The organism is Actinoplanes sp. NPDC023801, assembly GCF_040639655.1.
GTDB lineage: Bacteria > Actinomycetota > Actinomycetes > Mycobacteriales > Micromonosporaceae > Actinoplanes.
Genome location: NZ_JBFAAI010000002.1, coordinates 400,531 through 426,955, shown reverse-complemented (window position 1 = coordinate 426,955; position 26,425 = coordinate 400,531). Strand labels below are relative to the sequence as shown.

Annotated in this window: 26 protein-coding genes and 1 pseudogene; 22 read left to right on the top strand and 5 right to left on the bottom strand. The window is 69.9% G+C overall.

The window, feature by feature from the left end; genetic code table 11:
• Positions 1-36: 36 nt before the first annotated feature.
• From AB0G04_RS06490 to AB0G04_RS06480, 3 genes are read left to right on the top strand one after another with little or no spacing between them, the layout of a single operon-like run.
• A complete protein-coding gene (locus AB0G04_RS06490) occupies positions 37-369 on the top strand; it encodes a hypothetical protein (RefSeq protein WP_360977416.1) in 333 nt (110 codons plus the stop codon).
• 37 nt (positions 370-406) lie between these two features.
• Complete coding sequence (locus tag AB0G04_RS06485; RefSeq protein ID WP_360977413.1) at positions 407-1,489, top strand: hypothetical protein; 1,083 nt, start codon at positions 407-409, stop codon at positions 1,487-1,489.
• Positions 1,490-1,494: 5 nt separating this feature from the next.
• Positions 1,495-1,797 carry a hypothetical protein gene (locus AB0G04_RS06480; protein WP_360977410.1) on the top strand — a complete coding sequence of 101 codons (303 nt, stop codon included), beginning with the start codon at positions 1,495-1,497 and terminating at the stop codon, positions 1,795-1,797.
• Here the strand turns inward: AB0G04_RS06480 and AB0G04_RS06475 are convergent.
• Together AB0G04_RS06475 and AB0G04_RS06470 are read right to left on the bottom strand one after the other, a co-directional pair.
• Positions 1,794-2,759 (bottom strand): NAD-dependent epimerase/dehydratase family protein, encoded by a 966-nt coding sequence (locus tag AB0G04_RS06475; RefSeq protein ID WP_360977407.1) that lies wholly within the window; start codon positions 2,757-2,759, stop codon positions 1,794-1,796. The genes AB0G04_RS06480 and AB0G04_RS06475 overlap by 4 nt on opposite strands.
• Before the next feature lie 57 nt (positions 2,760-2,816).
• Entirely contained in the window at positions 2,817-3,344 is a 528-nt protein-coding gene (locus AB0G04_RS06470; protein ID WP_360977404.1) for a Pycsar system effector family protein, read from the bottom strand.
• Between the two features lie 454 nt (positions 3,345-3,798).
• Here AB0G04_RS06470 and AB0G04_RS06465 point away from each other — a divergent pair, with 454 nt between their 5' ends.
• From AB0G04_RS06465 to AB0G04_RS06450, 4 genes are read left to right on the top strand one after another with little or no spacing between them, the layout of a single operon-like run.
• Positions 3,799-4,530, top strand: coding sequence for a hypothetical protein (locus tag AB0G04_RS06465; RefSeq protein ID WP_360977401.1), 732 nt, complete (start codon positions 3,799-3,801; stop codon positions 4,528-4,530).
• Positions 4,523-6,670, top strand: coding sequence for a hypothetical protein (locus tag AB0G04_RS06460; RefSeq protein ID WP_360977398.1), 2,148 nt, complete (start codon positions 4,523-4,525; stop codon positions 6,668-6,670). Before AB0G04_RS06465 ends, AB0G04_RS06460 begins: the two co-directional genes overlap by 8 nt.
• 11 nt (positions 6,671-6,681) lie before the next feature.
• On the top strand, positions 6,682-8,136 hold the full coding sequence (locus tag AB0G04_RS06455) for a hypothetical protein (protein ID WP_360977395.1): 1,455 nt from the start codon (positions 6,682-6,684) through the stop codon (positions 8,134-8,136).
• Positions 8,126-9,460 carry a DUF4407 domain-containing protein gene (locus AB0G04_RS06450; protein WP_360977392.1) on the top strand — a complete coding sequence of 445 codons (1,335 nt, stop codon included), beginning with the start codon at positions 8,126-8,128 and terminating at the stop codon, positions 9,458-9,460. The genes AB0G04_RS06455 and AB0G04_RS06450 overlap by 11 nt, the downstream gene beginning before the upstream one ends.
• Before the next feature lie 4 nt (positions 9,461-9,464).
• Here the strand turns inward: AB0G04_RS06450 and AB0G04_RS06445 are convergent, their stop codons facing one another.
• A complete protein-coding gene (locus AB0G04_RS06445; protein WP_360977389.1) occupies positions 9,465-10,160 on the bottom strand; it encodes a Crp/Fnr family transcriptional regulator in 696 nt (231 codons plus the stop codon).
• A gap of 136 nt (positions 10,161-10,296) precedes the next feature.
• Here AB0G04_RS06445 and AB0G04_RS06440 point away from each other — a divergent pair, with 136 nt between their 5' ends.
• From AB0G04_RS06440 to AB0G04_RS06420, 5 genes are read left to right on the top strand one after another with little or no spacing between them, the layout of a single operon-like run.
• Positions 10,297-10,818 (top strand): Arc family DNA-binding protein, encoded by a 522-nt coding sequence (locus AB0G04_RS06440; RefSeq protein WP_360977386.1) that lies wholly within the window; start codon positions 10,297-10,299, stop codon positions 10,816-10,818.
• 56 nt (positions 10,819-10,874) lie between these two features.
• Positions 10,875-11,720 carry a DUF4097 family beta strand repeat-containing protein gene (locus AB0G04_RS06435; protein WP_360977383.1) on the top strand — a complete coding sequence of 282 codons (846 nt, stop codon included), beginning with the start codon at positions 10,875-10,877 and terminating at the stop codon, positions 11,718-11,720.
• Positions 11,717-12,670, top strand: a complete 954-nt coding sequence (locus AB0G04_RS06430; protein ID WP_360977380.1) for an ATP-binding cassette domain-containing protein — start codon at positions 11,717-11,719, stop codon at positions 12,668-12,670. Before AB0G04_RS06435 ends, AB0G04_RS06430 begins: the two co-directional genes overlap by 4 nt.
• Complete coding sequence (locus AB0G04_RS06425) at positions 12,667-13,473, top strand: ABC transporter permease (RefSeq protein WP_360977377.1); 807 nt, start codon at positions 12,667-12,669, stop codon at positions 13,471-13,473. Before AB0G04_RS06430 ends, AB0G04_RS06425 begins: the two co-directional genes overlap by 4 nt.
• Before the next feature lie 21 nt (positions 13,474-13,494).
• A complete protein-coding gene (locus AB0G04_RS06420) occupies positions 13,495-14,430 on the top strand; it encodes an endonuclease/exonuclease/phosphatase family protein (RefSeq protein ID WP_360977374.1) in 936 nt (311 codons plus the stop codon).
• Between the two features lie 195 nt (positions 14,431-14,625).
• Here AB0G04_RS06420 and AB0G04_RS06415 read toward each other — a convergent pair whose 3' ends face one another.
• Positions 14,626-15,972, bottom strand: coding sequence for a ricin-type beta-trefoil lectin domain protein (locus AB0G04_RS06415; protein ID WP_360977371.1), 1,347 nt, complete (start codon positions 15,970-15,972; stop codon positions 14,626-14,628).
• A gap of 435 nt (positions 15,973-16,407) precedes the next feature.
• Between AB0G04_RS06415 and AB0G04_RS06410 the strand changes: the two genes are divergently transcribed.
• Complete coding sequence (locus tag AB0G04_RS06410; protein WP_360977368.1) at positions 16,408-16,548, top strand: hypothetical protein; 141 nt, start codon at positions 16,408-16,410, stop codon at positions 16,546-16,548.
• 38 nt (positions 16,549-16,586) lie between these two features.
• Here the strand turns inward: AB0G04_RS06410 and AB0G04_RS06405 are convergent, their stop codons facing one another.
• The gene (locus tag AB0G04_RS06405) at positions 16,587-17,357 is read right to left on the bottom strand and encodes a FadR/GntR family transcriptional regulator (RefSeq protein WP_360977365.1); all 771 of its coding nucleotides are present in this window, start codon (positions 17,355-17,357) and stop codon (positions 16,587-16,589) included.
• 137 nt (positions 17,358-17,494) lie between these two features.
• Here AB0G04_RS06405 and AB0G04_RS06400 point away from each other — a divergent pair, with 137 nt between their 5' ends.
• The 9 genes and pseudogenes from AB0G04_RS06400 (at position 17,495) to AB0G04_RS06360 (ending at position 26,351) form a co-directional block, all read left to right on the top strand.
• On the top strand, positions 17,495-18,763 hold the full coding sequence (locus AB0G04_RS06400) for an extracellular solute-binding protein (protein WP_360977362.1): 1,269 nt from the start codon (positions 17,495-17,497) through the stop codon (positions 18,761-18,763).
• A 5-nt stretch (positions 18,764-18,768) separates the two neighbouring features.
• Positions 18,769-19,737: a sugar ABC transporter permease gene (locus tag AB0G04_RS06395; RefSeq protein ID WP_360977359.1), complete on the top strand. Its 969-nt coding sequence runs from the start codon at positions 18,769-18,771 to the stop codon at positions 19,735-19,737.
• Positions 19,737-20,564 carry a carbohydrate ABC transporter permease gene (locus tag AB0G04_RS06390; RefSeq protein ID WP_360977356.1) on the top strand — a complete coding sequence of 276 codons (828 nt, stop codon included), beginning with the start codon at positions 19,737-19,739 and terminating at the stop codon, positions 20,562-20,564. Before AB0G04_RS06395 ends, AB0G04_RS06390 begins: the two co-directional genes overlap by 1 nt.
• Position 20,565: 1 nt before the next feature.
• On the top strand, positions 20,566-21,750 hold the full coding sequence (locus AB0G04_RS06385) for a mandelate racemase/muconate lactonizing enzyme family protein (protein ID WP_360977353.1): 1,185 nt from the start codon (positions 20,566-20,568) through the stop codon (positions 21,748-21,750).
• A gap of 53 nt (positions 21,751-21,803) precedes the next feature.
• Positions 21,804-22,138: pseudogene (locus AB0G04_RS06380) on the top strand (alcohol dehydrogenase catalytic domain-containing protein); the annotation flags it as partial.
• Entirely contained in the window at positions 22,121-22,828 is a 708-nt protein-coding gene (locus AB0G04_RS06375) for a zinc-binding dehydrogenase (protein WP_360977889.1), read from the top strand. The pseudogene AB0G04_RS06380 and the gene AB0G04_RS06375, both read left to right, overlap by 18 nt.
• Positions 22,825-23,586, top strand: coding sequence for an SDR family oxidoreductase (locus tag AB0G04_RS06370; RefSeq protein ID WP_360977350.1), 762 nt, complete (start codon positions 22,825-22,827; stop codon positions 23,584-23,586). Before AB0G04_RS06375 ends, AB0G04_RS06370 begins: the two co-directional genes overlap by 4 nt.
• Positions 23,587-23,764: 178 nt before the next feature.
• Positions 23,765-26,155 (top strand): ricin-type beta-trefoil lectin domain protein, encoded by a 2,391-nt coding sequence (locus AB0G04_RS06365; protein WP_360977347.1) that lies wholly within the window; start codon positions 23,765-23,767, stop codon positions 26,153-26,155.
• Between the two features lie 34 nt (positions 26,156-26,189).
• The gene (locus tag AB0G04_RS06360; protein ID WP_360977343.1) at positions 26,190-26,351 is read left to right on the top strand and encodes a hypothetical protein; all 162 of its coding nucleotides are present in this window, start codon (positions 26,190-26,192) and stop codon (positions 26,349-26,351) included.
• Positions 26,352-26,425 lie beyond the last annotated feature (74 nt).

The window sequence follows — 26,425 nt, the reverse complement described above, 5'->3', positions numbered from 1 at the left end:
CACCCGTCTCTCCCGCCGCACGGCTAAACTGCCGCGGTGTCGTGGCGCCAGAGCTTCCGAGAAGAGTTCCGCCGGCAGACCTCGGCGGAGACCGAGAGCCCGCCGGTCGCCCGCGCGCGGGGCTATGCGGCCGTCCTCAGCGTCGTGTTCGGCATCATCGGCCTGGGTGGACTGTTCTCGCTGGCGGTCGGCAACATCTCCGGCGTACAGGGCATCGGCTTGGTGTTCCTGATCGCCGGCGGGGTCCTCGGCGCGCTGGTGCTGCTGAACCGGGACGTCGTCGCGGCACGCCGGCTCGGTCTGTGGGCGGCCGCCTGCACGCTGACCGGGCTTCTCGGGTTCTACCTGATCACGGTGCTGACGTCCTGACCGGACGCCGGCGCCTTTCGTCTGTCACGGGGGATGGATGACTTTCACGGTGCTGCCCGGCGACCTGGACGCGTACGCGCGCCAGATCGACCGGGCGTCGGACGACGTACACACGATCAAGCGCTACCTGAGCGGGTACACCGTTCACGAGGGCTGGAACGGCCTGCTCATCGAGCTGGTCGGCCCGTCCTCGATCAACGCGATCTACGCGGCCATCGACGCCTGCGAGAAGTTGACGACGGTGCTCGGCAACAGCGGGCACGGCCTGACCGGCGCGGCGAACTACTACCGCACCACCGACGCGGCGTCGGCGGCCCGGATCGACTCGGCACTGCCCGGCAAGTGCCTGGCACGTACCGCGCTGGAGGACGCCTGGTCGGCGAACCCGTGCGCGCCGGGATTCGCCGACTCGCGTGCGCCGTACACCCATCTCAAGCCGGTCGAGGAGGTCGAGTACAGCCATCCGCTCGGGTTCCTGGACAACATCAGCCTGTCGCACTGGGCCCTCGAGGCGGCCGACAAGATCCTCGGGGTCAACCCGCTGGAGAAGACCCTCGAGTTCTTCCTCGGCGACTGGCAGGCCGTCGCCAAGGCCGGCAAGGCTCTGCGCAACGCCGCCGACGCGGTCGACGACCTCGCCTACAACGTGCAGGGCGGCGCCATCGCGATGGACCGGACCTGGGACGGCATGGCCGCCGACAGCGCGTACCAGCACTTCACCCGGCTCGCGGCGGACATCCAGGCGATGGCCGCGCCGATGCGGGCGATGGCCACCGAGCTGGAACAGATCTCGCACGGCGTGTGGAGTACCTGCGAGGCGGTCAGCGGCATCATCAAGGGCCTCGGTGACGCGCTGGCCATCGCCGGCATCGCCATCGTCGCCGGCACCCTGACCGCCGAGACGGGCATCGGTGCGGTCGTCGGCTACGGCGTCGCCGCGTTCCAGGTCTACGAGATCCTCGACATGTGGGCCAAGGCCACCGCGGCGATGACCTCCATCTACGGTGCGGTGCAGGCCGCTGCCGGCTTCATCGAGTCGCAGGCCGCCACGCTGCGGGACACCGCGATGCCGCAGATCGCCGCCGACGGTCCCTACAAGCATCCGATCGCCGGGAAGTGACGACCATGAGCGACATCGACGACAGCCTGCGCGACGTGGCGGGCGACGCACGTCTGGCCCGGCTGCTGCGGACGAGCCTCACCCGGATCGCCGACGGACCGGACGGGCCGATGCGCGAGATGGCCCGCGAGGTGCTGGCCGGGCGCACCGACCTGCGTACGGCGCTGCGCGAACCGGCCTACGGCGAGCCGCTCGGCGCTGCCTTCGACCGGTTCTGGGGCGACTTCCGGGCCATGAGCCAGGACGAACGCGACCAGCTGGTCAAGGACACCCGGCAGCGGCTGGGCGAGCTCGACGAACCTCGCTAGGGCAGCAGGCCCTGCGTGCGCAGCCACCGTTCGGTGCGCGCCATGCCCTCGGCGAGATCCACCTCGGGCCGGTAACCGAGCAGCCGGCCGGCCTTCTCGATGGAATAGGTGCCGGTACGCGCGAAGTAGCGCATGGAGACGGCGTTCACCTCGGTGGCGGACCCGGTCAGCGAGATCGCGCGTCCGGCCACCCGGGCCACCGTGACCGCCACCGGTGTCGGTGCGACCCACGGTCCGCGGCGGCCCAGCATCCGGTAGTAGTGGCCGAAGAATTCCTTGCAGGACACTCCGGCGCCGCCGGTCAGCGTGAAGATCTGCCCGGCGCCCTGGGACCGGCGGGCTGCCAGCAGAAGGCCGCCGGTCAGGTCGTCGACGTACACCGGGCTGAACACTCCGGCGCCCATCGCGGGCAGCAGGAACTGAAACTTCTTGATCAGCTGTACGGGCAGAATCGTCCACGGACGCGACCCCGGGCCGTAGACGTCGCCGGGACGCACGATCGTCACGGCGATCCGGCCCTCGGCGTGTGCCTGCAGCACCACCTGCTCCGAGGCGATCTTCGTGTCGACGTAGGGGTTGCCGTCCAGGCGTACCGGGTGGTCCTCGGTGACGCCGTCCGGGAAGCCCAGGTCGGAGAAGGCCCGGATCGACGAGAGGTGCACGAATCGGGGGACCCCGGCGCGTACCGCCGCGTCCAGGGCCTTGCGGGTGCCGCCGACGTTGACCCGCCACTGGCCGTCCAGGCCGACCGCGTTGGACACCACCGCCGCGGTGTGGATCACGAGATCGGCGCCGGTCACCGCGTCCAGCCAGGCGCCGTCGGAGGTGATGTCGCCGGCCACCACCCCGGCCGCCTCGTCGGCGCGCAGATCGACGCCGCCGACCTGATGGCCCTCGTCCCGCAGCCGGGCCGCCACCGCACGCGCGATGAACCCTCCGGCACCGGTGAGGAAGACCCGCATCCATGCGACGGTAGTGCACCTTCTGCCGGCCGTCACGGGTCGCGCGGGCGGGGGTGCTCAGGTCAGCATGACCGCCATGATCAACATGAAGCCGCACATGGTGGCGACCAGCGCCAGCTGCAGCAGCCGGTGCTTGAGCCAGGCGGCCCGGGCCATCGCCACCAGCTGCCGCGACACCTGGCCGAACTGTTCCTCGGTCGTCATCGCGGCCAGCTGGCCGGCCAGCTCTCCCGGCCGGCGGCGGCGCAGGTCACCGAAGTAGATGGTGCCGGTCGGGTCGGGCCGGCTGCTGCCGTTGCGGTGACCCCGGCCCAGCACCGGATAGATGACTCCGGCCGCGAGCAGCCCGGCCGCGGCGCAGAGCACCACCGCGATCCCCAGCATCACGGCACGCGGCCCGGTCAGGATCGCGATGAAGCTGTCCTTCTGCACGCGTGCCGACAGCACGGCGCCCAGGATCACGCCGTTGAGCGTCAGCAGGATCGAGGCCTTGGTGTCCACCTTCCCGGCCCAGCTCTCCTGGGCGGCGTGGGCCCGCCAGGCCACGTCCAGGTTGGTGGGGGTGCGCTCGAGCTCGGTGAGCACACATTTCGTACCGCGGCCTTTCGCCGCCTCTCCGAACCGTGTGGATAGGAACGCGGAGGCTTTCTCTCGGCTCATATCTGAAGCTGTATCACGGGGGTGCCAGCGGTTCGGTAGCCCTTTCCATGATCCTTCTCCGATGTCATTTCTCCGACCGGATCGGTGCGGCTGACCGTTCGTCCGGTTGTGGCCGCCTCCTTGTCGAACGTGCCGGGCTGTCCGTTTCCAGGTCATAGATGAAGCGGCGGTTTGATCCGGGATGTCCGCAGGCAAGAATCTTGGCGTAGCGAGACGGTCGCCGAACGTGATGCTTCTCGCTGCCGGAACGGGCGGGCCGGCGTCTATTCGGTCACGTCCGTGAACGGTTCTGCCGGATTCCGACTTTTGCGGTCATCGCAATGACGATCTTGTAGTTCGCTTGCCTTGGCGACAGTAATCATGACGGCGGGAGAATGAAGTGACGGGACGCGTTGCCGGACGCCGGCCATTATTGTCCGTCGATGCCCGGGGTTACGGCGCCGCCGACGGCCGGCGGCAGATGGCGATCCAGCAGGGCTTGATCGAGGTGATGACCGCGGCCGCTGCTGCGGCCGGCCTTCCGCGCAACGACTGGGACTGCCAGCCCGCGGGTGACGGCGAGCTCGCCGTGCTCCCGGCCGGCGTGCCGGAGAGCGCGCTGATCGACGACTTCGTCCGGCTGCTGGCCGGCCACCTCGCCGACCACAACGAGGACCGCCGGGACGACGCGCGGCTGCGGCTGCGGCTCGCCGTGCACAACGGCGTGGTCGAGCGGGCGGCCAACGGATGGGCGGGTGCCGGCGCCGTGGTGGTGAGCCGGCTCGCGGACGCCGGCCCGGCCCGCGCCGCGCAGGAGGCGATACCCGCCGCCGGACTCGTCGTCGTGCTCTCCAACCGGGTCTTCCTGGACACCGTCGCGCAGGGCCACACCAGCCTGCGAGCCGTGCGGTTCCGCAAGGTCGAGGTCCGGCACAAGGAGTTCCGCGACGACGCCTGGCTCTACTGCCCGGACGGTGACGTGCACGCCCTCGACCTCGAGGACCGGCCGATCACCCCGGATCACCCGCCCCGCACGGGGGAGCCGGTCCGGCAGTCCGCTTCGGTGATCAACAACTTCCATCGCAAGGTCACCGCCGAGGTGATCGGGATCCAGGAGAACCGGCATGGCTGACCCGGAAGAACCGGAGAAGGCCGAGGAGGCGGAGCAGCCCGAACCGGCGGAGCGGCCCCGGAAAGCGGAGCGGCCGGAGAAGGCGGAGAAGTCCGGGGAGCCGGCCGCGGGAAAGGCCACCGAGGAGAAGGCCCCGGATGATCACGCCGCCGAACCGGCCCGCAAGGACGCCAGGAAGATCGCCGAGGTCGTCAACATCTTCCAGAAGGGCGTCAACGCCGGACTGATCGGCCAGGGCGGCGCCGGGGCCGGTTTCAAGGGGACGCCCCGGTCGCTGACCGGGAAGATAGACGAGGCCGAGGTCAGCGCCGAGACCGAGTACTACTGCCGGCCGGAGAGTTTCGACGAGGCGCTGGACCGGCTGGTGTCCGACCACGTCGTATCGATCTGCGGCGGGATCGGGTCCGGCAAGCGGACCGGCGGCATCAACCTGCTGCGCGCGGTCACGACCGGTCAGCTGGTCGTCATGTCCGCGGTCAGCGACCTCAAGGAACTCGCCGGGCAGACGTACGCCAAGGGTTTCGGATATCTGATCGTGGACCGGGTCGACGGCAGCACGAAGGGCGACGTCGACTTCGCCTGGCGCACGGTGCGCGACCGGGTCCGCCGGCACGGGGCCTACCTGGTCGTGACGACGGTGGCCGCCGACACCGGTGTCGAGTCGGTCGCCCACATCACCTGGGCCAGGCCGGACCCGCGACGGCTGAGCCTGTCCTGCCTCGCCGGGCGGGAACTCTCCGGCGAGCAGGTCGACCTCATCGCCGAGCGCCTCACCGCGGAGTGCTCGATGGCCGACATCGTCGCGACGCTGCGGGCCATCCGCGACGGCGAGAGTCCGGAGGCCGCGCTCGACAGGCTCTCCGCGACTTCGGCGCGCCGGGTCCAGGAGTGGATCGGCCAGCACCGCAGCGATCTGCAGGCGATCCTCGACGTGACCGCGCTCGCGTTCCTCGGCGCGGTCAGCTACCGGGAGTTCGAGACCCTCCGGATGGATCTCGACGCCTGCATGAGCCGGCACGGCGTGCTCAAGCCGTCCGCTCCACGTAAGAAAGGACGCGCCGACGACCCGGACGACCGGATCCTGGACCGGCGCAGCCGCCTCACCGCTGACGACGGTCTGATCTGCGAACTGCGTACGGCCGGGCGGACCAGCGACCGAAGGGTGCTCTGGTTCCGCAACGGCAGTTACCGGCGGCACGTCCTGGCCGAGCTCTCGCGGCGCTGCGAGACCCCGTTCTGGCACGCCGTCGCGGAGTGGCTCACGGCGATGGTCTCGCGACAGGCCGACCCGCAGGCCGCGATGGGGCTGGCGGAGCTGGCCGGGGCCGACTTCGACGAGGTCGAGGAGCCGTACCTGACCCCGTGGTCGCGGGGCGAGATCGGCGCGACCGGCCAGTACACGGCCGTCTTCACCGTCTGGGCGATGTGTTTCCGGGACGACACGCAGCCCACCGCTCTCAAGATCGTCAAGCAGTGGGCGAACCACGGCAATCCGGCCCAGCGGTGGGCCGCCGCGATGGCGTACAGCGGGGTGCTCGGCACCTGTGACCCGGAGCAGGCGATCCGCCAGCTGTGGCAGCTGATCATCAACTCGGCACAGGGACTCGACCAGGCCAGTTACGCGATGGCGATGCTCTTCGGCACCCTCCTCGACACCGGGAACGCGGGCCGCGTGCTGACGACACTGGACGAGCAGCTGCGGCGGCCGCCCACCCGGCCGATCGACCGCGAATTCACCCAGCGGGCCCGCTACGTGCTCGCGCAGGTGCTGGTCATCCGGGAGAACCAGCCCCACGTGCCGGCGACCTTCCTCTACCTGCGGGAGCACCCGGCCAGACTGCGCCTGGTCGCCCGGCTCTGGGCCGAAGGGCTCTGCTACCGGCCGTACCGCCAGCGGGTCCTGCAAGCCCTCTGGCAGGGACTCAACCGTCTGCGGCACGTCACCGACGAGCCCCTCGACCTGGCTCGGAGGCTGGGCGAGGCACTGGTCGCCGCGTTGCCCGAGAACGAGGTCGACCCCTTCTACGAAGAGTTCCGGGTCGTGGATCTGCGGACCCGTGAGCACGGCAAGCCCCGTCGTTCGCCCGCCCTGGTCCTGCTCGACGTGGTCGAGCGTCATCGCCGCCGCAAGGCGAGCTGAAAGAGGTGATCATGTCCGCCTATCCCGTGGTGCACAGCCAGTTCCTGGACGAGGCCCCCAGCCGTGGTCTCTTCGGCCTGGGCCGCAAACGCCGCGATTCCGCCGAGCTGCCGCGTGCCGACGCGCACGTGGTGTGGGTGTACCGCGTCGACGGCCGGCACGTGGTCAGCCACGGTGAGCTGGAGCCCGCCCACGAGACCGTGGTGCGCGCCGACTGGGTCAGCCTGGTCGACCTGACCCGCGACGTCCCGGTCACCGTCGACCTGAACATCCCGTCGGCGGAGGCCAGCGACTTCACCGTCCGGGCCACCTTCGACTGCACCGTCACCGACCCGAAGCAGGTGGTCCGGGAGAACGTCGACGCGGCACGGGCGGTGCTGGCCTACCTGCGGCGCGACAGCAAGCTGGGGCAGCTCGCCCTGAACCTGCGGATCAGCGAGGTCAACGACCTGCGGCGGGAGGCCACCGCGCGGGTCCGGGCCTACACCGAGGTACGCGATCCGGGCATCCCCGGCCTGTCGGTCCGGTTCGCCCGGGTCGAGGTGCTGACCCCGAAGGAGGTGGCGACCTTCGAGGAACGGCGCCGGCAGGCCGAGGCGGAGAACCGGCTCAAACGGCTGCAGGCCGGCTACGACCAGTCCGGGGAGCTCGACGACGAACGGCACTCGCAGCGGCTGGCCGACCAGCGCCGCGGCGGCCGGCACAGCGCCGATCAGGAGGACCAGGAGTTCGAGCACCTGCGGAAACTGAAACAACAACGGCACGAGCAGCGGCTGCGCGCCGAGAATCGGGAGTTCGCCCGCCGCGAGGCCGAGCACGCGTACGCCGCTCTCGAGGCCGATCCGCTGAAGGCCCTGCTGATCGCTGAGGCGGAGGGGCTGATCGACACGAAGGCGCTGGCCGACCGCATGGCGGCCGACTCGCGGGATCAGCTGGAGTACGCCCGGGAGCAGCGCCGCCTGAATCGTGAGGAGGCACGGGCGACGGCGCAGCTGGACCGGGAGGACGACCGGGCAGCGCTCACCTGGGGCCGGGAACAGCGGGCCAAGCGGGAGGACGCCGAGTGGAGCATGCAGCTGGAGGACAAGCGGGAGGACCGCAAGGATGCCCGGGACCAGCGCCGCGAGGTGCGCGAGGACCGGGCCAAAGACCTCGACATGAAGCTGGAGGTGCTTCGTGAGCTTGCCAAGCGCGGCCACCTCGACATGATCAACTTCGAGGTCGGCAAGCTGGTCGACGACATCAGCGGCACCGGCCCCGCCGTCGGCAAGGCGGATCGCGACGAGCTGACCGGCACCGCGGCCGCGGCCCCGATCGAGGCCGGCGGCGACGCCGTCCCTGACGACGAGGACGAGGACGACGCACCCGTCATCCTGTCCGACCTCGGCGAGGACGACGAGGACGACGAGGACGACCGGGACCCCGGGAACGACGAGGCCGGGAGAGAGGCCGGGAATGGTCGCTGAGATCACCGTCGAGATCCCGAAGCAGCGCACCGCCGCCCGGCCGGCGGATCCGCGGCTCGACACCATCTACCAGCGCCCGGACAAGCCCGAACGGATCGGTCTCGCCCGGCTTGCCCGGCGGCTGATCGGCGTACGGGAGGACGTCCTCTCCTGGGTTCCGGAGGAACGCCCGCGGTACACCCGCCTCGGGCTGATCGTGGTGAACACCGGCCTGATGGCGGCGATCTCGCTGGCCACGGCACTGACGAGAGTCGTCTCGGTGCCGTGGCCGCTGCTGATCCCGGTCGCGCTGTTCTGGGGCGCCCTGGTGATCACCATCGACAGCTGGATGGTGTCCAGCAGCCACGGCATGCTGGGCCCCGGCCGGTGGTTCATGTTCGTCCCGCGGCTGCTGATGGCCGTACTGCTCGGTGCCGTGATCGCTGAGCCCCTGGTGCTCTGGATCTTCCACCCGGCGATCCACACCAACGTCGAGCAGCACCGGCAGGCCCTGGCCGGCGCCGAACGTGGACTCTGGACCCGGTGCAACCCGTCGGACGGCGCCGACACCACCGCGGTCGCCGAGTGCCGGAAGCACCAGCTCGGGATCGAGAGCCCGGCCGCCATGCAGATCAGGCTGACCTCGCTGCGCGACCAGCGTGGCGTACTGAAGAAGGAGTACGACTCGCTCACCGCGCAGCGGGACCAGAAGCAGGCGCTGGCGCAGGCGGAGTGCGCGGGACGCAAGGTCGGCGACAAGACGTCGGGCGACGCGGGCTGGGGCAAGCGGTGTACGAAGGCCTGGCAGGTGGCCGGGGAGTTCGAGAAGCAGGCCGGCCTGCCCGGCAAGGGGCGGCAGATCGCCGCACTGGACAGCGACGTCAAGCGGCTGACCACGGAGCTGGCCGCCGCGCGGCAGGGTTACAACGCGACCCTCGAGACGGCGATCAACACCCGGGTCTCCGCGTACGAGAGCAGCTTCACCGGCGTCGACCTGATCGACGAGGCGAACGGCCTGGACCGGTTGTCGGGTGAGAGCAGTTTCGTGTGGTCGGCCGAGTGGCTGGTGCGCATTCTGCTGATCCTGATCGACAGTCTTCCGGTGCTGGCGAAGATGCTCGGCGGCACGACCTCCTACGACCGGCGGGTGAACCGTCAGCTGCGTACCGGCGAGAGTTTCCACGAGATGCGCCTGGACTACGCGGAGCACGCCGAGAAGGCAGGCACCGCGGCCGCGACCGATCAGGTCGACAGCCGCAGCCGGCAGAACCGTGAGCAGCACGACGAGGATCTGGACGCGGAGATCGACCGGCGGGCGCAGCGGTACGCCAGTGAGATGACCTGAGCCGTCACTCCCATGGTGGGGGAACCCGGGCCGCGGCGAGCCGGTCCGGGTCCTTGACGCGTACCCAGCGGTACCCGTTCTCGATCAGCCCGCGTTCGCGCAGGGTCCGCAGACAGCGCTGCACGGTGTCGGTCGAGGTGGCACCCGCCAGGGCGGCCAGTTCGGCCTGGTTGAACCAGCTGGGCAGTTCGACCGAGCCGTCGGCCTGCTCCTCGCCGCAGACCTCGATCAGGTCGAGGAGCACGCCGATCAGGCGGTCGAGCATCGGACGGGTGGCGACTTCGACCCTGCGCCGGTTCGCGGTGGACAGTCGCGTGGAGACGAGCCCGCTGATGAGCCCGGCGGCCGGTGGATGCCGCTGCAGGAAGGTCCGCAGCGTCTCGGGCAGGATGAACCGCGCGACGATCGGCGTGCATGCGGTCACCGTGGCCGATCGCGGTTCGCCGCTCATCGCGGCCAGATCCCCGACCGGGTCGCCGGCCGAACGGACGGCCAGCAGCACCGAATGCGTACCGTTGCGCATGGTCACCTTCACGTAGCCGCTCAGCAGCAGCAACATCTCGCGGGTCGACCCGCCCTCGTGGATCAGCACGTCGCCGGCGCGGTACCGGCGTTCCGCGCCGAGGGTGGTCATCTCGTCGCGGATCCGCGGTGGAAGCCGGGCCAGCAGGGTCGCCGGCCGCCAGTTGCCAGAAGTCATCGCTTGCCACCCCCACGCCAGAATTCCCCGCCGGCCGGGCTACCGCAATCGCAGCCGTCGATGGTGGTGCCATCGTGGCACGGCTTGGTGCCATAAAGCCTTGCGGATGGTGCCATCGCTGTGCCATGGTGGTGCCATGGACCTGACGACATACGTGAGCAACCTCGGGCGGGAGTTCGCCACCCTCGCCGAGGCCGGTGGTGAGGAGTCCCGCGCGCTTGTCGAGCGCCTCAGCGGCTCCCTCGAGTCCGCGATCCGGATGACGCTGCTGGAAGCGCTGTCGGGGGCCGCCGACGAGATCACCCGAGACCTGGCGCCGGGTTCGGTCGAGCTGCGCCTGCGCGGCCGTGACCCCGGATTCGTCGTCACCCCGCCGCCGGCCGGGCAGCCGGGTCCCGTCGCCGCGGAACCCGCGCCGGCGGCCGACGCCGACGCCTTCTTCACCGAGGACGGGCCGGCCGCGCGGATCAACGTCCGCATGCCGGAGCCGCTCAAGGCGGCGATCGAGGAGGCGGCCGCCAAGGAGGGCCGCTCGGTCAACGCCTGGCTGGTCCGCGCGGCGGCCGCAGCCCTCCAGAAGCCCGGCCGGGAACCGCGTTCCGAGCCGCGTGCCGCCTCCGGACTTCCCACCCAGAGCTTCACCGGCTGGGTGCGCTGACACCCGGCGCACCCCGGCCACTCACTCACCCATCCACCCGCCACCTGGGGACAACCATGCCTGAATTCGACACGCCCGAATCGATCTCCGTCACCATCGACCTCGGCGTCGCCTACGTCCGGCTCTCGGCGGGCGACCGCCCCGACACCGTCGTCGAGGTCCGGCCGACCGACGAATCCGACGACTCCGACGTGAAAGCCGCCGAGCAGGTCCGCGTCGACTACTCCGGCGGCACGCTGCGGGTGATCGGCCCGAAGGCCCGTGCCTTCGGCTTCTCCCGCCGCAGCCGGTCGGTCGACGTGCACATCGCACTGCCCAGCGGCTCCGGAGTCTCCGCCGAGATGCAGGTCGGCGACTTCCACGGCACCGGCCGGCTCGGGAACACCCGCGTCCGGACGGCGGCCGGCAACGTCTCGCTGGAACGAACCGGACCGCTGCGCGTCAACACCGCGGCCGGGCACGTCACCGCCGACGGGGTGGCCGGTGACGCCGACGTCACCACCGGATCCGGGCGGGTCCGGATCGGGGACGTCCAGGGCATCGCCGTGGTCAGCAACTCCAACGGCGAGACCACGATCGACGCCGCCACCGGGGACGTCCGGGTCCGCGCCGCCAACGGCGACATCAACGTCGGGCGGGCCGATGCCGGCGTCGACGCCAAGACCTCCAACGGCAGCGTCCGCCTCGGCGAGGTGGTCCGCGGCTCGGTCACGCTCGGCACCGCCATGGGCGACCTGGAGGTCGGCATCGCCGAGGGCACCGCGGCCTGGCTCGAGGTGCACACGTCCTTCGGGCGGGTGCGCAACCAGCTGCAGAACGCCATCCGGCCCGAGGACACCGACCGGACCGTCGAGGTCCGCGGCCGCACCTCGTACGGCGACATCATCGTCCACCGATCATGAACGGGAACGACATGGCGATCGCCGTCTCGGGACTGCGGAAATCGTTCGGCGACCAGGTGGTGCTCGACGGCCTCGACCTCGCCGTGCCGGCCGGGACGGTGTTCTCGCTGCTCGGTGCGAACGGTGCCGGCAAGACCACCACCGTGAAGATCCTCTCCACCCTGATCAGCGCCGACGCGGGCGACGTCCGGGTCGCCGGACACGACGTTGCCCGCGAACCGGACGCCGTCCGTGCCGCGATCGGTGTCACCGGCCAGTTCTCCGCCGTCGACAAACTGCTCACCGGTGCGGAGAACCTGCGTCTGATGGCCGACCTGCACGGGCTGTCCCGGCGTGACGGCCGGCGGCGGAGCGCGGAACTGCTCGACGTGTTCGGCCTGACCGAGGCGGCCGGCAGACCGCCCTCGACCTACTCCGGCGGCATGATGCGGCGGCTCGACCTGGCGATGACGCTCGTCGGCAGCCCGCGAGTGATCTTCCTGGACGAGCCGACCACCGGCCTGGACCCGCGCAGCCGGCGGGACATGTGGCAGATCGTCCGGGATCTGGTGGCCGGCGGCGTCACCATCTTCCTGACCACGCAGTACCTGGAGGAGGCCGACGAACTCGCCGACCGGATCGCGGTTCTGGACCACGGGCGAATCGTCGCCGAGGGCACCGCCGAGGAACTGAAACGCCGCATCCCCGGCGGGCACGTCCGGCTGCGATTCGCCGACACGCAGGGTGTCGACACGGCCCTCGGCCTGCTGGACGGCGCGGCCCGCGACAACGACGCGCTCGCGCTGCGGGTCCCCAGTGACGGCAGCCTCGCCTCGCTCAAGACCCTGATCGGCCGCCTCGACGAACGTGGCGTGGCGGTCGGTGAACTGTCCGTGCACACCCCCGATCTCGACGACGTCTTCCTCGCGCTGACCGGCAGGCCCACTTCCGAGAAGGTGACCGCCCGATGACCACCACCGCCCTCGCCTCGCCGCGCCTGCGGGTGCATCCCGTCCGCGACTCGGTGACGATGCTGCGCCGCAACGTCAAGCGGATGCTGCGTTATCCGTCGATGACCGTGCTGCTCGTCGGGATGCCCGTCGTCTTCCTGCTCCTGTTCGTCTACGTCTTCGGCGGAACGCTCGGCGCCGGTCTCGGTGCGGGCGGCGGACGCGCGGAGTACGCCAACTACGTGACTCCGGCGATCATCCTGATGACCGTGATGTCCACGGTCCAGGGCACCGCCATCTCGATCGCCATGGACATGACCGAGGGCATCATCACCCGCTTCCGGACCATGCACATCGCCCGGGTCTCGGTGCTCACCGGGCACGTCCTGGGCAGCGTCCTGCAGGGCATGTTCGCGGTGGCGATCGTGATCGGGGTGGCTCTCCTGGTCGGGTTCCGGCCCGAGGCCGGCCCGCTCGGCTGGCTGGCCGTGACCGGTTTCCTGGCCATGATGACGTTCGCGTTCGTCTGGTTGTGCGTCGCGCTCGGGCTGAAGAGCAAGACCGTCGAGACCGCGAGCAACGCGCCCATGCCGCTGATCCTGCTGCCCTTCCTCGGCAGCGGATTCGTCCCCACCGAGTCGATGCCGGACGGGTTGCGCTGGTTCGCCGAGCATCAGCCCTTCACCCCGATCATCGAGACTCTCCGCGGCCTGCTGATGAACGAGCCGATCGGCAGTCACGGGTGGATCGCGACCGCCTGGTGCGCGGCCATCGCCCTCGGTGGTTACCTCTGGTCCAAGCGGCTCTACAACCGTCAGTCCTGATCCGGCGGCTATCGTTGATCCGTGCCGCCCCGGGTCCCCATCGCACGGTCCCTGATCCTCCTGGCACTTCTTGCCCTCATTCCGGCTGTCGGCGGTGACTCCGTCCGGCAGCCGGTTGCCGCGCCACCGGCTCCACCGGTCCCCGCGATGAACGCGCTCGCCGGTCCCGCCGGCCCCGCTGACCTCGACGTGATGACCTTCAACCTGCGGTACGCGGGAAACAACAACCCGAACTCGTGGACCCGGCGGCGCCCCGTGATGCGGGCCCTGCTCGCGGCCGAGCGACCGGATCTGATCGGTATCCAGGAGGGTCTGGACGGTCAGCTGCGTGACCTCGACCAGGATCTCGGTGCCGGTTACGGGCGCATCGGCAGAGGGCGTAACAGCGACGGCCTCGGTGAACACGTGGCGATCCTCTTCGACGAGACCCGGCTCGTCCCGCGCGAGCACGGCCACTTCTGGCTCTCCGCGACACCGCGGGTGCCCGGCTCGATCAGTTGGGATTCGGCGTACGTACGCATGGTCACCTGGGTCTTGTTCTTCGATGTTGCGACCGGGCAACGTTTCTATGCCGTCAACACCCACCTCGACAACAGGAGTGAGTACGCCCGCCGGCAGGCCGCCCAGCTCATCACCCAGCGGCTGGCCGACTTCGAGCCCCTGCCGGTCGTACTCACCGGCGACTTCAACAGCCCGGCCGGCCCGGACAGCGAGACCCATCGCGTGCTGTCCGAGAATGCACAGCTCCGTGACACCTGGATCGCCGCGGCACGGCGGGGCCCGGACTTCGCGACGTTCCACAACTACCAGCCGCTGGTGCCGCACGGCCCCCGTGTCGACTGGATCCTCGCGGGCCCGCGCGTCACCGTCGTGGCGGCCCTGATGAACACCTACCACGAGGGCGGCCAGTTCCCGAGCGACCATCTGCCGGTGCAGGCCCGGTTACGCCTGGGATGACGGCTTGCGGTGCGGGACGTCACGGCGGGCAGGGGAGACTGTGACGATGCGGGACGGCCTGACCATCGGCGACGGCGCCGGTGGCGGCGAGCAGGCAGGACGCGGCCGGCACGGTGAGGGTCCGGAGGTGTTGAGGGATTCGTCCCGGCGGGGATGCGGTTGAGGGCATGGGGGAGTCGGAGGGGGCTCAGGCGGTCAGGCGCGGGCCCAGCGCTGGTTGGCGCCGGTGTGGCAGCTCCAGGCGACGACGGCGGTGCCGTTCGCGGTGGCGGAGCCGCTGACGTCGAGGCAGAGTCCGGTCTGGGCGTTGCTGACCGTGCCGTTGCTGTTGACGTTCCATTGCTGGTTGGCGCCGCCGTTGCAGTCCCAGATCTGCGCCCGGGTCCCGGCGGCCGCGTTCGGCGCGAGGTCCAGGCATTTGCCGAGTACCCGCAGTTCGCGCCCGTTCTGGCTGAACTGCTGGTTGACGTCGGCGTGGCAGTCCCAGACCTGCGTCACGGTGCCGTTGGCGGAGTTCGCGCCGCTGACGTCGAGGCACCGGCCGGCCGATTCGCTGCGCAGGCGGAAGGTCGCGGGGCCGGGACCGGGCCCGGGGTCGGAGGTGGCGAACTGGGCGAAGAAGTTCCACACCACCGCCCTGGTCCAGGAGCGTTCACCGGGTTCGAAGTCGCCGGCCGACCCGTCGACGGGGCCGGGGGTGTGCCCGGCGTCGTACGCGGCCCACGTCACCGGATATCCGCTGCGGCATCCGGTGTAGGTGGTGACGGTGTGGGTGAGGCTGCCCCGCGCGGGTTCCGGCGGATTCTGCGGTGTGCAGCCGTTGTTCCTGACGAACCTGTCCCGCAGCGACCGGCCCTGGGAGATGTTGAGGACCGGGTCCCGCAGGCCGTGCAGTCCGATGTACGCGACCGGCTGGGTGCCGCCGTTGCACCCGCTGAGCTGCCCACCGGCGTAGACGGCGACCGCCCGGAACACTGCCGGCCGGGCGCATGCGAGGGCGTAGCTCATCCCGCCGCCGTAGCTGAAGCCGCCGGCGAAGCGCTGGGCGGTGTCGACGCACAGGGCGGCCTCGATCTGGGCCAGCATGGCGTCGACGAAGGTCACGTCCTCGCCGCCGGAGTTCGCCCATCCGTTGTTGAGCCCCTGCGGCGCCACGAAGATCGCGCTGTTGCCGGACAGGGCCCGGAGCCCGTAGTACGACCAGGGATAACCGCTGGTGCCGCCGGAGTCGATGTCACCCGCGGTGCCACCGTTCCAGTGGAATCCGAAAACGAGGCGGTACGGGCGGTTCATGTCGTAGCCGTCGGGGATCCGCAGGATGTAGCTGCGTGTCCGGCCGCTCGTCTGGATCGTGCGCGTACCGCTGGTCAGTGCCGGCGCCTTGCCGCACCCGCCGCTCGGTGCGAGAACCGCGGCATCGGCGTTCGCGCCGACGTTCGCCGAAGCCGGCGCCGGACCGGTGACGTCGGCGGCGGTGAGGGCGAGCAGCGCGGTTACGGCGAGCGGGCGCCACCACCGACGACGATCGGTGTCTCGTCTCATGAGTGCTCCCTGTGAACGGGGACGGCGGAGGCGTTTCGGGTGCGGCCATGGCGCCGGGGGACTTGCCGGACGTGCGCTGCGGCGGGTCGCCCAGGTTCTGCGGGACAGACGCCGTCCGGTCCTGTGCTGGACGCGGCCAGCATGCGAGCACATATTGCCGAAAGTCAATGCGACTGATCGGGGGGAGCTTTCATTACAGTTTTCCGCCGGTCACATTTTTCGGATTGTGCGGCACCGGAATTCGTGGTGATTGCGTTGACACGCTGGAAACGGCGTCCTAATGTTCTGCGCACAGACGTCATACGTCATTTGCAATTCTGTCCGTCGCGCCGTTCCGGCGGTCGCACCTCTGGCGGCTCGCAGCGTGATGCCGGAAGCTGCGCACAAATGTTAGCGATAACATAGACGATCGCCGAGAACTATATGGGAGTCGCCATGTCCTCGTCCGTGAGCCGCCGCCTGCTGCAAGCCGCCGGCCTCGCGGTGGCTTCCGCCGCGGGAGCTGCCGGTGGCCCGGCTGCCGGCCGAGGTGACACCGGCGCCGGCGACAACTGGCGTCCGGTCCCGGCCGGCTGAGGATGCGGACGCCCGGCGGCCGGCGAGGCGGTCATGGGTCAGCGGTCGAGGCGGGTCGTCTCCCCGGAGCCGCTGCGCCGGACGAGCCACGCCTCGGTGATGTGGGTGAACATCGCCTCGGCCGCGCCCTGCGGGTCCTGGGCGGCGATGCGTTCGTAGATGCGCCGGTGCCCGCGGTTGGAGGCGACGCACAGCGAGCGTTCCGTACGGCCCATGTACCGGGCCGTGTTGACGACCTGGCTCTCCAGGGCGCGGACGACGCTGCGGGCGATGCGGTTGCCGGACGCCTGCATGACCGTGTCGTGGAAGATCCGGTCGTGCTCCTGGTAGGTGATGTGGTCGTCGACGAGTTCGTCCATCCGGTCGACCAGGGCGCCGAGCCGTTCCACGGTCTCCGGGCCGGCGGTGCGGGCGGCGACGTTCGCCATGTCCGACTCCAGCAGGCGCCGGGTGACGACCACGTCGTCGAGGATGGCGAGCGAGTCGTCCTCGGTGATGGTGGCCATCAGGACGAGTTCGTCCAGCATGTCCCACTGCGATGACGGGGTGACCGCCGTTCCGGCGCCCTGGCGGACCTGGACGAGCCCCTTTTCCTGGAGGATCTTCACCGCCTCCCGGACGACGGTCCGGCTGACCGAGAAGGTCTCGCAGAGCACCGGCTCGGGCGGCAGCGGCGTTCCGGAGGGGTAGACGTTCCGGACGATGCGCTCGACCAGCTCGGCGGTGAGTGCTTTGGCGAGGTTGCTGGGCCGGCGAGCCCAGGCCGGCTTGGCCACGGCGTTCAGGGCCGTGTCCTGCGATGGCGTCATGTTCCCTCCGGGTGCTCGCCGGGAAGCGGCGTGGCATCAGTGTACGACCGCGTAATTGACGGCATACGTCATACGAGTTACGTTCCCGTTATTGTCGGCCCTGACGGTCCGTCGGCCGCTTCTGCAGAGGTGACGAGATGAGAGTGCGCTCATGGTGGTCGGCGGTCCTGGTGGCGGGCCTGGCTCTGACGGGGTGTGGCAGTGCGTCGGGATCCGGTGGAGCCACGTCCGGCGGGTCGGCGGACAGGCTGGTGGTGTGGGACTGGAAATCCGGTGAACCGTCCGCGAAGTCCTACGTGGAGAAGGCGAAGGCCGACTTCGCCGGAAAGCATCCGGGCGTCACGGTCGAGTTCGTCGCCCAACCGTTCGACCAGTACTACACACTGCTCGGCGCGGCGATCCAGTCCGGCAAGGGGCCGGACGTCATGTTGTTCAACGGCGGAGGACAGATCCGCGACCGGGTCGACGCGCTGGTGCCGCTGGACGAATACCTGGCCGAGGACCGGCAGCGGCTGGCCGGCTGGGACGCGTTCACCAAGGACGGCAAGACGTACGCCGGCCCGGTGACGCTGCAGGGCCACCCCATCTACTACAACAAGGGGCTCTACGAGAAGGCCGGCCTCGATCCCGCCGCTCCGCCGGGGACCTGGGACGAGTTCCTCGCCGGCTGCACCGCCGTCACCAAGGTGGGCGCCGACTGCATCGCTCTCGGCAACAAGGAGGGTGCCGGCATCCAGTTCTGGCTCTCGGCGCTGGGCTCGGGAGTCCTCACCGCCCAGGAGTACGACGACTGGATCGCCGGCCGGCGCGACTGGAAGTCGCCGCACGTGAAGCAGATCTTCGAGCTCTGGAAGCAGTCGGGCGAGAAGGGCTTGAACAACGAGGGCGCGAACTCGACGGCGATGTTCAACGACTCCTTCGCCCTCTTCCAGTCCGGCAAGGCCGCACACGTGATCGGCCTGATGTCGGACGTGGGGCACTGGAAGGACTTCAACGAGTTCCTGACACCCGAGAAGCTCGGCGTCATGGGCGCGCCGGTCGTCACCACCGGCGTCACCCCGAGCATGCCCTTCGACGGCGGGATCGGGTACGGCGTGGCGAAGTGGACGAAGAACCCCGAGGTCGCCGCCGACCTGGTGCGCTCGCTGACGTCGACGGAGGCGCTGAAGGCGTTCTACGCCGAGGCCGGGGCGATAGCCGCCGACACCACGATCGACGCGTCAGCCGCCGGCCCGGCCGTGGCCACGATCTCCGCAGCGATCAAGACCGGCAAGCCCGCCCTGCATGTGGCGCTCTCCTCGAAGACCCTGGACCTGATGGGACGCCTGTCCCAGCAACTTCTGAGCGGGTCGATCACCGTCGACCAGGTGGTGGAGCAGCTGGCGGCCTCCGACAAGACCGCCTGAAGCCCGTGCGGACCGAGAACGCGCCACCGCCGGTCCGTCCGGGCGGGGCCGGACGGGCCGGCGAGGCGCCGCGCGAACCCGCGACCCGCCGTCCGCCCCGCCCGAAGCGGGGCTCGCGTACCGAGCGGTTCGCACCGTACGTGCTGATCGCCCCCACCGCGCTCGTCATCCTGGGGCTGCGGCTGTACCCCCTGCTGCTCGGGGTGAACTTCTCGTTCACCGGCGACGGGGAGCGGAACGGGACGGCGGTCGGCTTCGACAACTACCGCGAGCTGATCGAGGATCCGCTGTTCCGCACCGCGCTGAGCAACGTCGGCCTGCTCGTGCTGCTGCTCCCGGTGGCCGTGGCGATTCCCGGCCTGCTCGCCACCTTCATCTACCTGCGGGTGCCGGGGCACCGTCTCTACCGCGGCGTCTACTTCTTCCCGGCCGTGCTCTCCCCGGTCATCGTCGGTGCGATCTTCAACCTGCTCCTGGCCTTCGACGGTCCGCTCAACGCCGTCCTCGGCCACGTGGGAATGAGCCCGGTGGACTGGCTCGGTGACCCCGCCATCGCCATGTTCGCGGTGGTCGGCGTACACGTCTGGGCGACGTTCGGAATGGCCCTGGTGGTCTTCCTCGCCGGATTCGCCACCCTGGATCCCGCGCTGCTGGACGCGGCCCGGGTGGACGGGGCGTCACTGCCGCGCGTGATCTGGCACGTGATCATCCCCCGCCTCACCCGCACCATCCAGTTCGTCTTCGTCACCACCATGATCGGGATGCTGACCTCGATGTTCGGTCTGCTCTTCGTGATGACCAGCGGTGGCCCCGAGGGCTCCACCTACCTGCCGGAGTACTACATCTGGATCCAGCAGGGGCAGATGAACCGTCCGGCTCTCGCGTCCGCCGCGTCGACCGTCCTCTTCATGATCATGCTGGTCGTCGGCCTGCTGCAGATCACACTGCTCCAACGGTCCGGGAAGGACGACTGATGTCGCGTTTCCGCCCGGCCACCTGGCTTCTCGCGCTCCCGATGCTCCTGCTCGCGCTCGCCACGATCTACCCCTTGCTGTTCACCGTCAACGTGGCCATGAAGACCCGGCGTGACTACGTCCTCGATCGATTCGCGCTTGCCGACACCCTGCGCGGTGCGAACCTCACGACGGCGTGGACCAGCGTCGGCATGGGTCGCTACCTGGCCAATTCGCTCCTGGTCGTGACGTCGGCGGTGCTGCTCCTGCTGCTGCTCGGCTCGATGGCGGGCTTCGCCCTGAGCCGGTTGCGCTTCCGCGGATCCACGGTGCTGTATCTGGCCTGCCTGGCGGGGCTCTTCGTGCCCTTCCAGGTGATCATGGTGCCGCTCGCGCGGATCATGGCCGACACCGGGCTCATCGACACGTACCCGGGCCTGATTCTCGTCTATGTCGCGCAGTTCCTGCCGTTCACCGTCTTCCTGATGACCGGCTACTACCGGACCGTTCCCCAGGAGGTCATCGACGCGGCCAGGATCGACGGCAACAGCGTCTACGGCGTGTACCGCCGGATCATGCTGCCGCTCGGCACCCCGGCCCTGCTGTCGGTGGGGATCCTCAACGCCCTCTTCTGCTGGAACGACGTGCTCATGTCGCTGGTGATGATGCCCTCGGCCGACCACCGGACCCTCATGGTGGGCGTGACCTCGCTGCGCGGGCAGTACTCCGACGACATCCCGACCTTCGCCTCCGGGGTTCTGATCGCCGCGCTTCCCGTGCTCGTCGTCTATCTCTTCCTCCAGCGCCAGATCGCCGACGGCGTCGCCGCCGGCTCCACGAAGGGCTGACATGCGGATCACCGGATATCGGACACTGACCACGGTGCAGCAATGGGGACGGCCGGTCGGCGACGCCAACGGCGTCTTCGCCGACGGCATGGTCCCGGTGTCGATCGTCATCGTGGACACGGACGAGGGCATCTCCGGGGTGGGCCTCGGCCCGCACGTGGAGATCGAACGGGTCTTCGCCGCCGTCGAGGGTGAGGATCCCCGCGCGGTGACGTCCCTCTACGACCGCATGCTGCGGCACACCTTCAAGGCCGGGCACGCGGGGCCGGTGTTCGGCACCATCGGCGCGCTGGACACCGCTCTGTGGGACATCAAGGCCAAAGCCGCCGGCCAGCCGTTGTGGCGGTTGCTCGGCGGGCGCGACCGGCGGGTCCCGGCGTACGCCTCCGGCCTGGACATCGCGCTGACCGACGACGAGCTCGTCGCCGCCTATGAGATCTATGCCGGGTACGGTCTGCGCGCCGCCAAGCTCAAGGGCGGGCTGGACATCGAGCGTGACCGGGACCGGTTGTGCCTGGTCAGGGATGTGCTGACCGAGGCGGCGCACGGGCGGCGGCCCGGCCTCATGCTCGACGTGAACGAGGCCTGGACCCGGAAGCAGGCCGTCCGTCACGTCAGCGAACTCGAGCGCACCGTCGACCTGATCTGGATCGAGGAGCCGGTACGCCGCTGGGACGCCGAGGGTCACGCCGCGGTCACCCGTGGCGTACGGGCGTCGGTGGCCACCGGGGAGAACCTCAGCGGGCTCGAGCAGTGCCGTCCGATCATCGCGGCCGGGGCGGTCGACATCGTGCAGACGGCCGCCGTGTGGGGCGTCACCCACTTCCTCCGGGTCTCCACCCTGGCCCACGCCCACGACCTGCCGGTGAGCCCGGTGGGCAACATCCCGATCGGGCTGTTGCACGCGGCGACCTCCGTACCGAATCACCTGACCAGCGAATTGCAGGACCTGGACCCACCCGTCGGCGTCTCACTGGACCTGCAGGTCGAGGACGGCGCCTTCCTTCTCAGTGACACCCCGGGCCTCGGCATCCGCGTCGACGACCGGGCGATCCGGGCCGCGGCGCACCGATTCACCGGGGCCGCGGCGGAGGGGCCGAACGTACGCCCGGAGCGCGCCGGTCAGCGGCTGCTGCCGGATCTGGACGGCGTCGCCCGGCCCGCCCGGTTCCCTGTGGCGCCGTAGCCCAACAACGACGTCCGCCCGCTTCCGGCGGGCTGCCCCCATACGGAGGTTCGATGAGATCAGTGCTCTACCGAGGAGCGCAGCAATTCGACGTCGTCGACCGGGAACCGCAGCCGCCCGGTGCGGGCCAGGTGCGGATCGCCGTGGCCTACACCGGCATCTGCGGTACCGATCTGCACATCTACCACGGGGACATGGACTCCCGGGTCGCTGCTCCCGCGGTCATCGGGCACGAGATGTCCGGCCGGATCGCGGCGCTCGGCGCGGGCGTCGACGACCTCGCCGTCGGTCAGGCCGTCACGGTGATGCCGACCGCTGGTGCGGGCGGTGTACCGCCTGCCTGCGCGGCAACTCGCACATCTGCCATGCCATGAACTTCCTCGGCATCGACTCGCCGGGGTCCATGCAGGACTCGTGGAACGTACCGGCGAACCTCGTCGTGCCGTTGCCGGACGGCCTGCCGCTCGATCAGGCGGCGCTGACCGAGCCGGTCGCCGTGGCGGTGCACGACGTCCGCCGGGCGAACGTGGCCATGGGCGATCAGGTGGTCGTGGTCGGTGGCGGTCCGATCGGCGTACTGATCGCCCGGGTGGCGCAGCTCCGCGGTGCCCGTGTGCTCCTGGTCGAACCCGACGAGTACCGGCGCGGCGTCGCGGCCGGTATCGGCATCGACACCGTGGATCCGGTGCCGACCGACGTGACGACCGCGGTCGCGGACCGCACCGGCGGGGCCCTCGCCGACGTCGCGTTCGAGGTGTCCGGTTCGGCGCTGGGCGTCGACACCGCCATCAGCGTGCTGACCACGCGGGGCCGGCTGGTGATGGTGGCGATCCACCCGCAGCCCCGGCAGGTGAACCTGCACAGTTTCTTCTGGCGTGAGCTGGAGCTGCTCGGGGCGCGGCTCTATCGGCGTGAGGACATGGAGGAGGCGGTCCGGCTGCTCGCCGGAGGCAGGATCGCGGTCCAGCCGCTGATCTCGCGGATCGAGCCGCTCGGTGAGGTGGCCGCGGCGTTCGCGGCACTGGCCGGCGGCGGCGTCATGAAGGTGCTGCTCGACTCGCGGGAGGAGACCCGGTGACCGCCCTGTTCGACCTGTCGGGACGGACCGCTCTCGTGACCGGCGCCCGGCGTGGCATCGGCCTGGCGATGGCGGAGGCGCTCGCCGTGGCCGGTGCGGACGTCGTCGGCGTCTCCGCCCGGCTCGAGCCGGACGGCAGCGAGGTGGAGCGCCGGGTCCGCGGTGCCGGTCGCCGGTTCACCGGGTTCCGGGCGGACCTGGCCGACCGGGCGGCGGTGCGGCGGCTGGCCCATGACGTCCTCGCTCTCGGACCGATCGACATCCTGGTGAACAACGCCGGCACGATCATCCGTACGCCGGCGGCCGACCACACCGACGACATGTGGGACCGGGTCATCGAGGTCAACCTCAGCGGCCAGTTCGTGCTGAGCCGGGAGATCGGCCGGACCATGACCGCCCGGGGACACGGGAAGATCATCTTCACCGCGTCGCTGCTGAGTTTCCAGGGCGGCGTCACCGTACCCGGATATGCCGCCTCGAAGTCCGGTATCGCCGGGCTCACGAAGGCACTCGCCAACGAGTGGGCCGCGCACGGGGTGAACGTGAACGCCATCGCTCCCGGCTACATCGCCACCGACAACACCCGGGCGCTGCGCGACGATCCCGAACGCGACCGGGCCATTCTCGCCCGGATCCCGGCGGGCCGGTGGGGCCGCCCGGACGACCTGGGCGGCGTCACGGTGTTCCTCGCCTCGGCGGCCTCGGACTACGTCAACGGGGCGGTGATACCGGTCGACGGTGGCTGGCTCGGCCGATGAGCGGCACGGGCCCTGAGCGGCGGATCTCCTGACCGATCCGGCGTACGGCATCCGGGACGCGTGCCGTCGAAAGCGACATCCGTCAATCCTTGTTGAGACATAATTCGTATGATGAACTGACGGCTGACTGTGTCCCGCTCCCGCACTTTCCCCCATTTCCCCAGGTAAGGAGACACCCGTGTCCGTACCTCGCTCAGCCTCGCCGGGGAGACTTCTCTCCCGGCTCGCGACGATGTCACTGACGGTCGTGGCCACCGCGGCCGTCGTGGCGACGTCGGCCACCCCCGCCCGGGCCGCCACCACCACCCTCTACGCCGCCCCGGCCGGGACCGGCACCGTTTGCACGAGCGCCCAGCCGTGCTCACTCACCGCCGCGCAGACCGCCGTGCGAGCGCTCACCGGGTCCATGTCCGGTGACATCGTCGTGCAACTCGCCGACGGGGTGTACCGGCTGCCCGCGCCGCTGCGGCTGACCGCCGCCGACTCCGGCACGAACGGCTACCGTGTCCTGTGGCAGGCCGCGCCGTCGGCCCGGCCCGTGATCAGCGGCTCCCGGGCCGTCACCGGGTGGTCGCTTGCGGACTCCGGCAGGAACATCTGGCGCGCCAACGTCGGCGCCGGCCGGGACAGCCGGCAGCTCTACGTCAACGGGGCCATCGCCACCCGCGCGCGTACCCAGGTCAACCGGGCCGACTTCACCGCGGACAGCACCGGACTGAGGTTCACCAACGGAGCGCTGTCCTACCTCAACAACCTCGCCACCGACAATCGTGTCCAGGTGGAGAGCGTCGGCTCGTTCACCGACCGCTACGTGTCGGTGCAGAACATCGCCGGGAACCTGATCACGATGCAGCAACCCGGCTGGAGCAACAACAACTTCGGGTACGACACGTTCACCAGTCCGCACCGGGCCGGACCGCTGTACCTGAGCAACGCCTACGAGTTCCTCGACGCGCCGGGGGAGTGGCACCTGGACCCCGGCACCGGAGCGCTGTCCTACATCCCGCTGTCCGGCCAGAACATGACCAGCGTGAGCGTGGAACTGCCGGCGCTCGAATCACTGCTCCAGATCGGAGGAACGTACGCCGCTCCCGCACACCACGTCACCTTCGCCGGGATCACGTTCAGCGGGACGAGCTGGCTCGGGCCCAGCGGCAGCCAGGGCTATGCCGACCAGCAGACCGGTGCGTACATCTCGGGGAACTGGAACTGGCCCGCGTTCACGTCGTGCCACAACGGCTGCCCGCAGTTCGAGGCCACCCGCCCCAACTGGTTCCAGTCGCCGGCCGCCGTGCAGGTCTCCGCGGCCAGCAACATCACCTTCACCGACTCCCAGTTCGTCAACCTGGGCCAGACCGCGATCGGCATCGGCAACGACGCCACCGCGCACGCCAGTGGTATCGGACTGGGCGCCACCGACATCACCGTCACCCGGTCGGAGATCGCTCGCAACTCGGCCGGCGGCATCGTCGTCGGCGGCGTGCGAGCTGATGCGCATCATCCCTCCGACCAGCGCATGGTCAACCGGAACATCACCGTCAGCAACAACCGGCTCCACGACCTGGGCGTCGAGCACCGCGGCATCGTGTCCGTCCTGACCACGTACGTCGCCGGCGCCACGATCTCGCACAACGAGGTCTACAACCTGCCGTACACCGGCGTGTCGGCTGGGTACGGCTGGGGCTCCAACGACGCGGGCGGCAGCAACCACTACGCCGACCGGGGGCTGTACAACTACCAGCCCCGCTACTCGACCGCCACCACCGCCGCGAACAACGTGATCACCGGCAACTACATCCACGACGTGATGCAGCAGATGAACGACGGCGGCTGCATCTACACGCTCTCGGCCAACCCGGGCGCGCTGATCAGCGACAACTACTGCCTGCGTACCAACGGGTACTTCGGGCTCTACTTCGACGAGGGCTCGCGCTACTACACCGCCCGCAACAACGTCTTCTCCGCGACCGGGACATGGGCCACCGCCAACTACTGGTTCGCCGAGAACATGGGCAACTTCACGGTCACCGGCAACTGGTCCTCCAACGGCAGCACCAACGTCACCAACGGCGACCGGGGCAACGTGGTGTCCGGCAACGTCACGGTGACCGGCGGCAACTGGCCGGCCGGAGCGCAGGCGGTGATGGCCTCCGCCGGGCCGCAGACCGGCGCCAGCCGGCAGAACGTGCAGATCGTCGGCGGTGCGTCCGGCCGCTGCGCCGAGGTCGGCGGGGCCAGCACGGCGAACGGCGCCCAGGTGCAACTGTGGGACTGCCTCAGCGGGACGAACCAGCGATGGACCCACACCGCCGGCAGGCAACTGACGGTGTACAGCAACAAGTGTCTCGACGCCTCCGGCAACGGGACCGCCAACGGCACTCCCGTGATCATCTGGGACTGCAACGGACAGTCCAACCAGCAATGGAACATCAACGCCAACGGATCGATCACCGGCGTGCAGTCCGGGCTGTGCCTGGACGCCAGCGGCAACGGCACCGCGAACGGGACCAGGATCCAGCTCTGGACGTGTCACGGCGGCACGAACCAGCAGTGGAGCCTGCGCAACTGATCGATCGGCCGGTGGTCGTCACCGGTGCCTGCGGGTGGCAGCAGCGATCGATGGCTGCTGCCGCCCACCGGTGGACGCCGGCGGTCAGGGGGACGGCATCCTCGAACGGATCCAGGGGCGGGGCGCGGCCGAGTTTGCGGCCGGCAACAAACTCTGGCAGTACCCCGATGGAGTGTGTGTCGCCTTCCTGGACTGAGTCAGGCCCGTTCGCTTTCCGATTTCCGGTGACAATCCGCCCGTCCAGGAGTTGAGTGACACGGTCGCGGAGTA

Coding starts and splice junctions, on each gene's coding strand:
- AB0G04_RS06485 (WP_360977413.1), top strand. CDS start 407: ATGACTTTCACGGTGCTGCCCGGCGACCTGGACGCGTACGCGCGCCAG.
- AB0G04_RS06480 (WP_360977410.1), top strand. CDS start 1,495: ATGAGCGACATCGACGACAGCCTGCGCGACGTGGCGGGCGACGCACGT.
- AB0G04_RS06475 (WP_360977407.1), bottom strand. CDS start 2,759: ATGCGGGTCTTCCTCACCGGTGCCGGAGGGTTCATCGCGCGTGCGGTG.
- AB0G04_RS06460 (WP_360977398.1), top strand. CDS start 4,523: ATGGCTGACCCGGAAGAACCGGAGAAGGCCGAGGAGGCGGAGCAGCCC.
- AB0G04_RS06455 (WP_360977395.1), top strand. CDS start 6,682: ATGTCCGCCTATCCCGTGGTGCACAGCCAGTTCCTGGACGAGGCCCCC.
- AB0G04_RS06450 (WP_360977392.1), top strand. CDS start 8,126: ATGGTCGCTGAGATCACCGTCGAGATCCCGAAGCAGCGCACCGCCGCC.
- AB0G04_RS06445 (WP_360977389.1), bottom strand. CDS start 10,160: ATGACTTCTGGCAACTGGCGGCCGGCGACCCTGCTGGCCCGGCTTCCA.
- AB0G04_RS06440 (WP_360977386.1), top strand. CDS start 10,297: ATGGACCTGACGACATACGTGAGCAACCTCGGGCGGGAGTTCGCCACC.
- AB0G04_RS06435 (WP_360977383.1), top strand. CDS start 10,875: ATGCCTGAATTCGACACGCCCGAATCGATCTCCGTCACCATCGACCTC.
- AB0G04_RS06430 (WP_360977380.1), top strand. CDS start 11,717: ATGAACGGGAACGACATGGCGATCGCCGTCTCGGGACTGCGGAAATCG.
- AB0G04_RS06425 (WP_360977377.1), top strand. CDS start 12,667: ATGACCACCACCGCCCTCGCCTCGCCGCGCCTGCGGGTGCATCCCGTC.
- AB0G04_RS06415 (WP_360977371.1), bottom strand. CDS start 15,972: ATGAGACGAGACACCGATCGTCGTCGGTGGTGGCGCCCGCTCGCCGTA.
- AB0G04_RS06410 (WP_360977368.1), top strand. CDS start 16,408: ATGTCCTCGTCCGTGAGCCGCCGCCTGCTGCAAGCCGCCGGCCTCGCG.
- AB0G04_RS06405 (WP_360977365.1), bottom strand. CDS start 17,357: ATGACGCCATCGCAGGACACGGCCCTGAACGCCGTGGCCAAGCCGGCC.
- AB0G04_RS06400 (WP_360977362.1), top strand. CDS start 17,495: ATGAGAGTGCGCTCATGGTGGTCGGCGGTCCTGGTGGCGGGCCTGGCT.
- AB0G04_RS06390 (WP_360977356.1), top strand. CDS start 19,737: ATGTCGCGTTTCCGCCCGGCCACCTGGCTTCTCGCGCTCCCGATGCTC.
- AB0G04_RS06385 (WP_360977353.1), top strand. CDS start 20,566: ATGCGGATCACCGGATATCGGACACTGACCACGGTGCAGCAATGGGGA.
- AB0G04_RS06375 (WP_360977889.1), top strand. CDS start 22,121: ATGAACTTCCTCGGCATCGACTCGCCGGGGTCCATGCAGGACTCGTGG.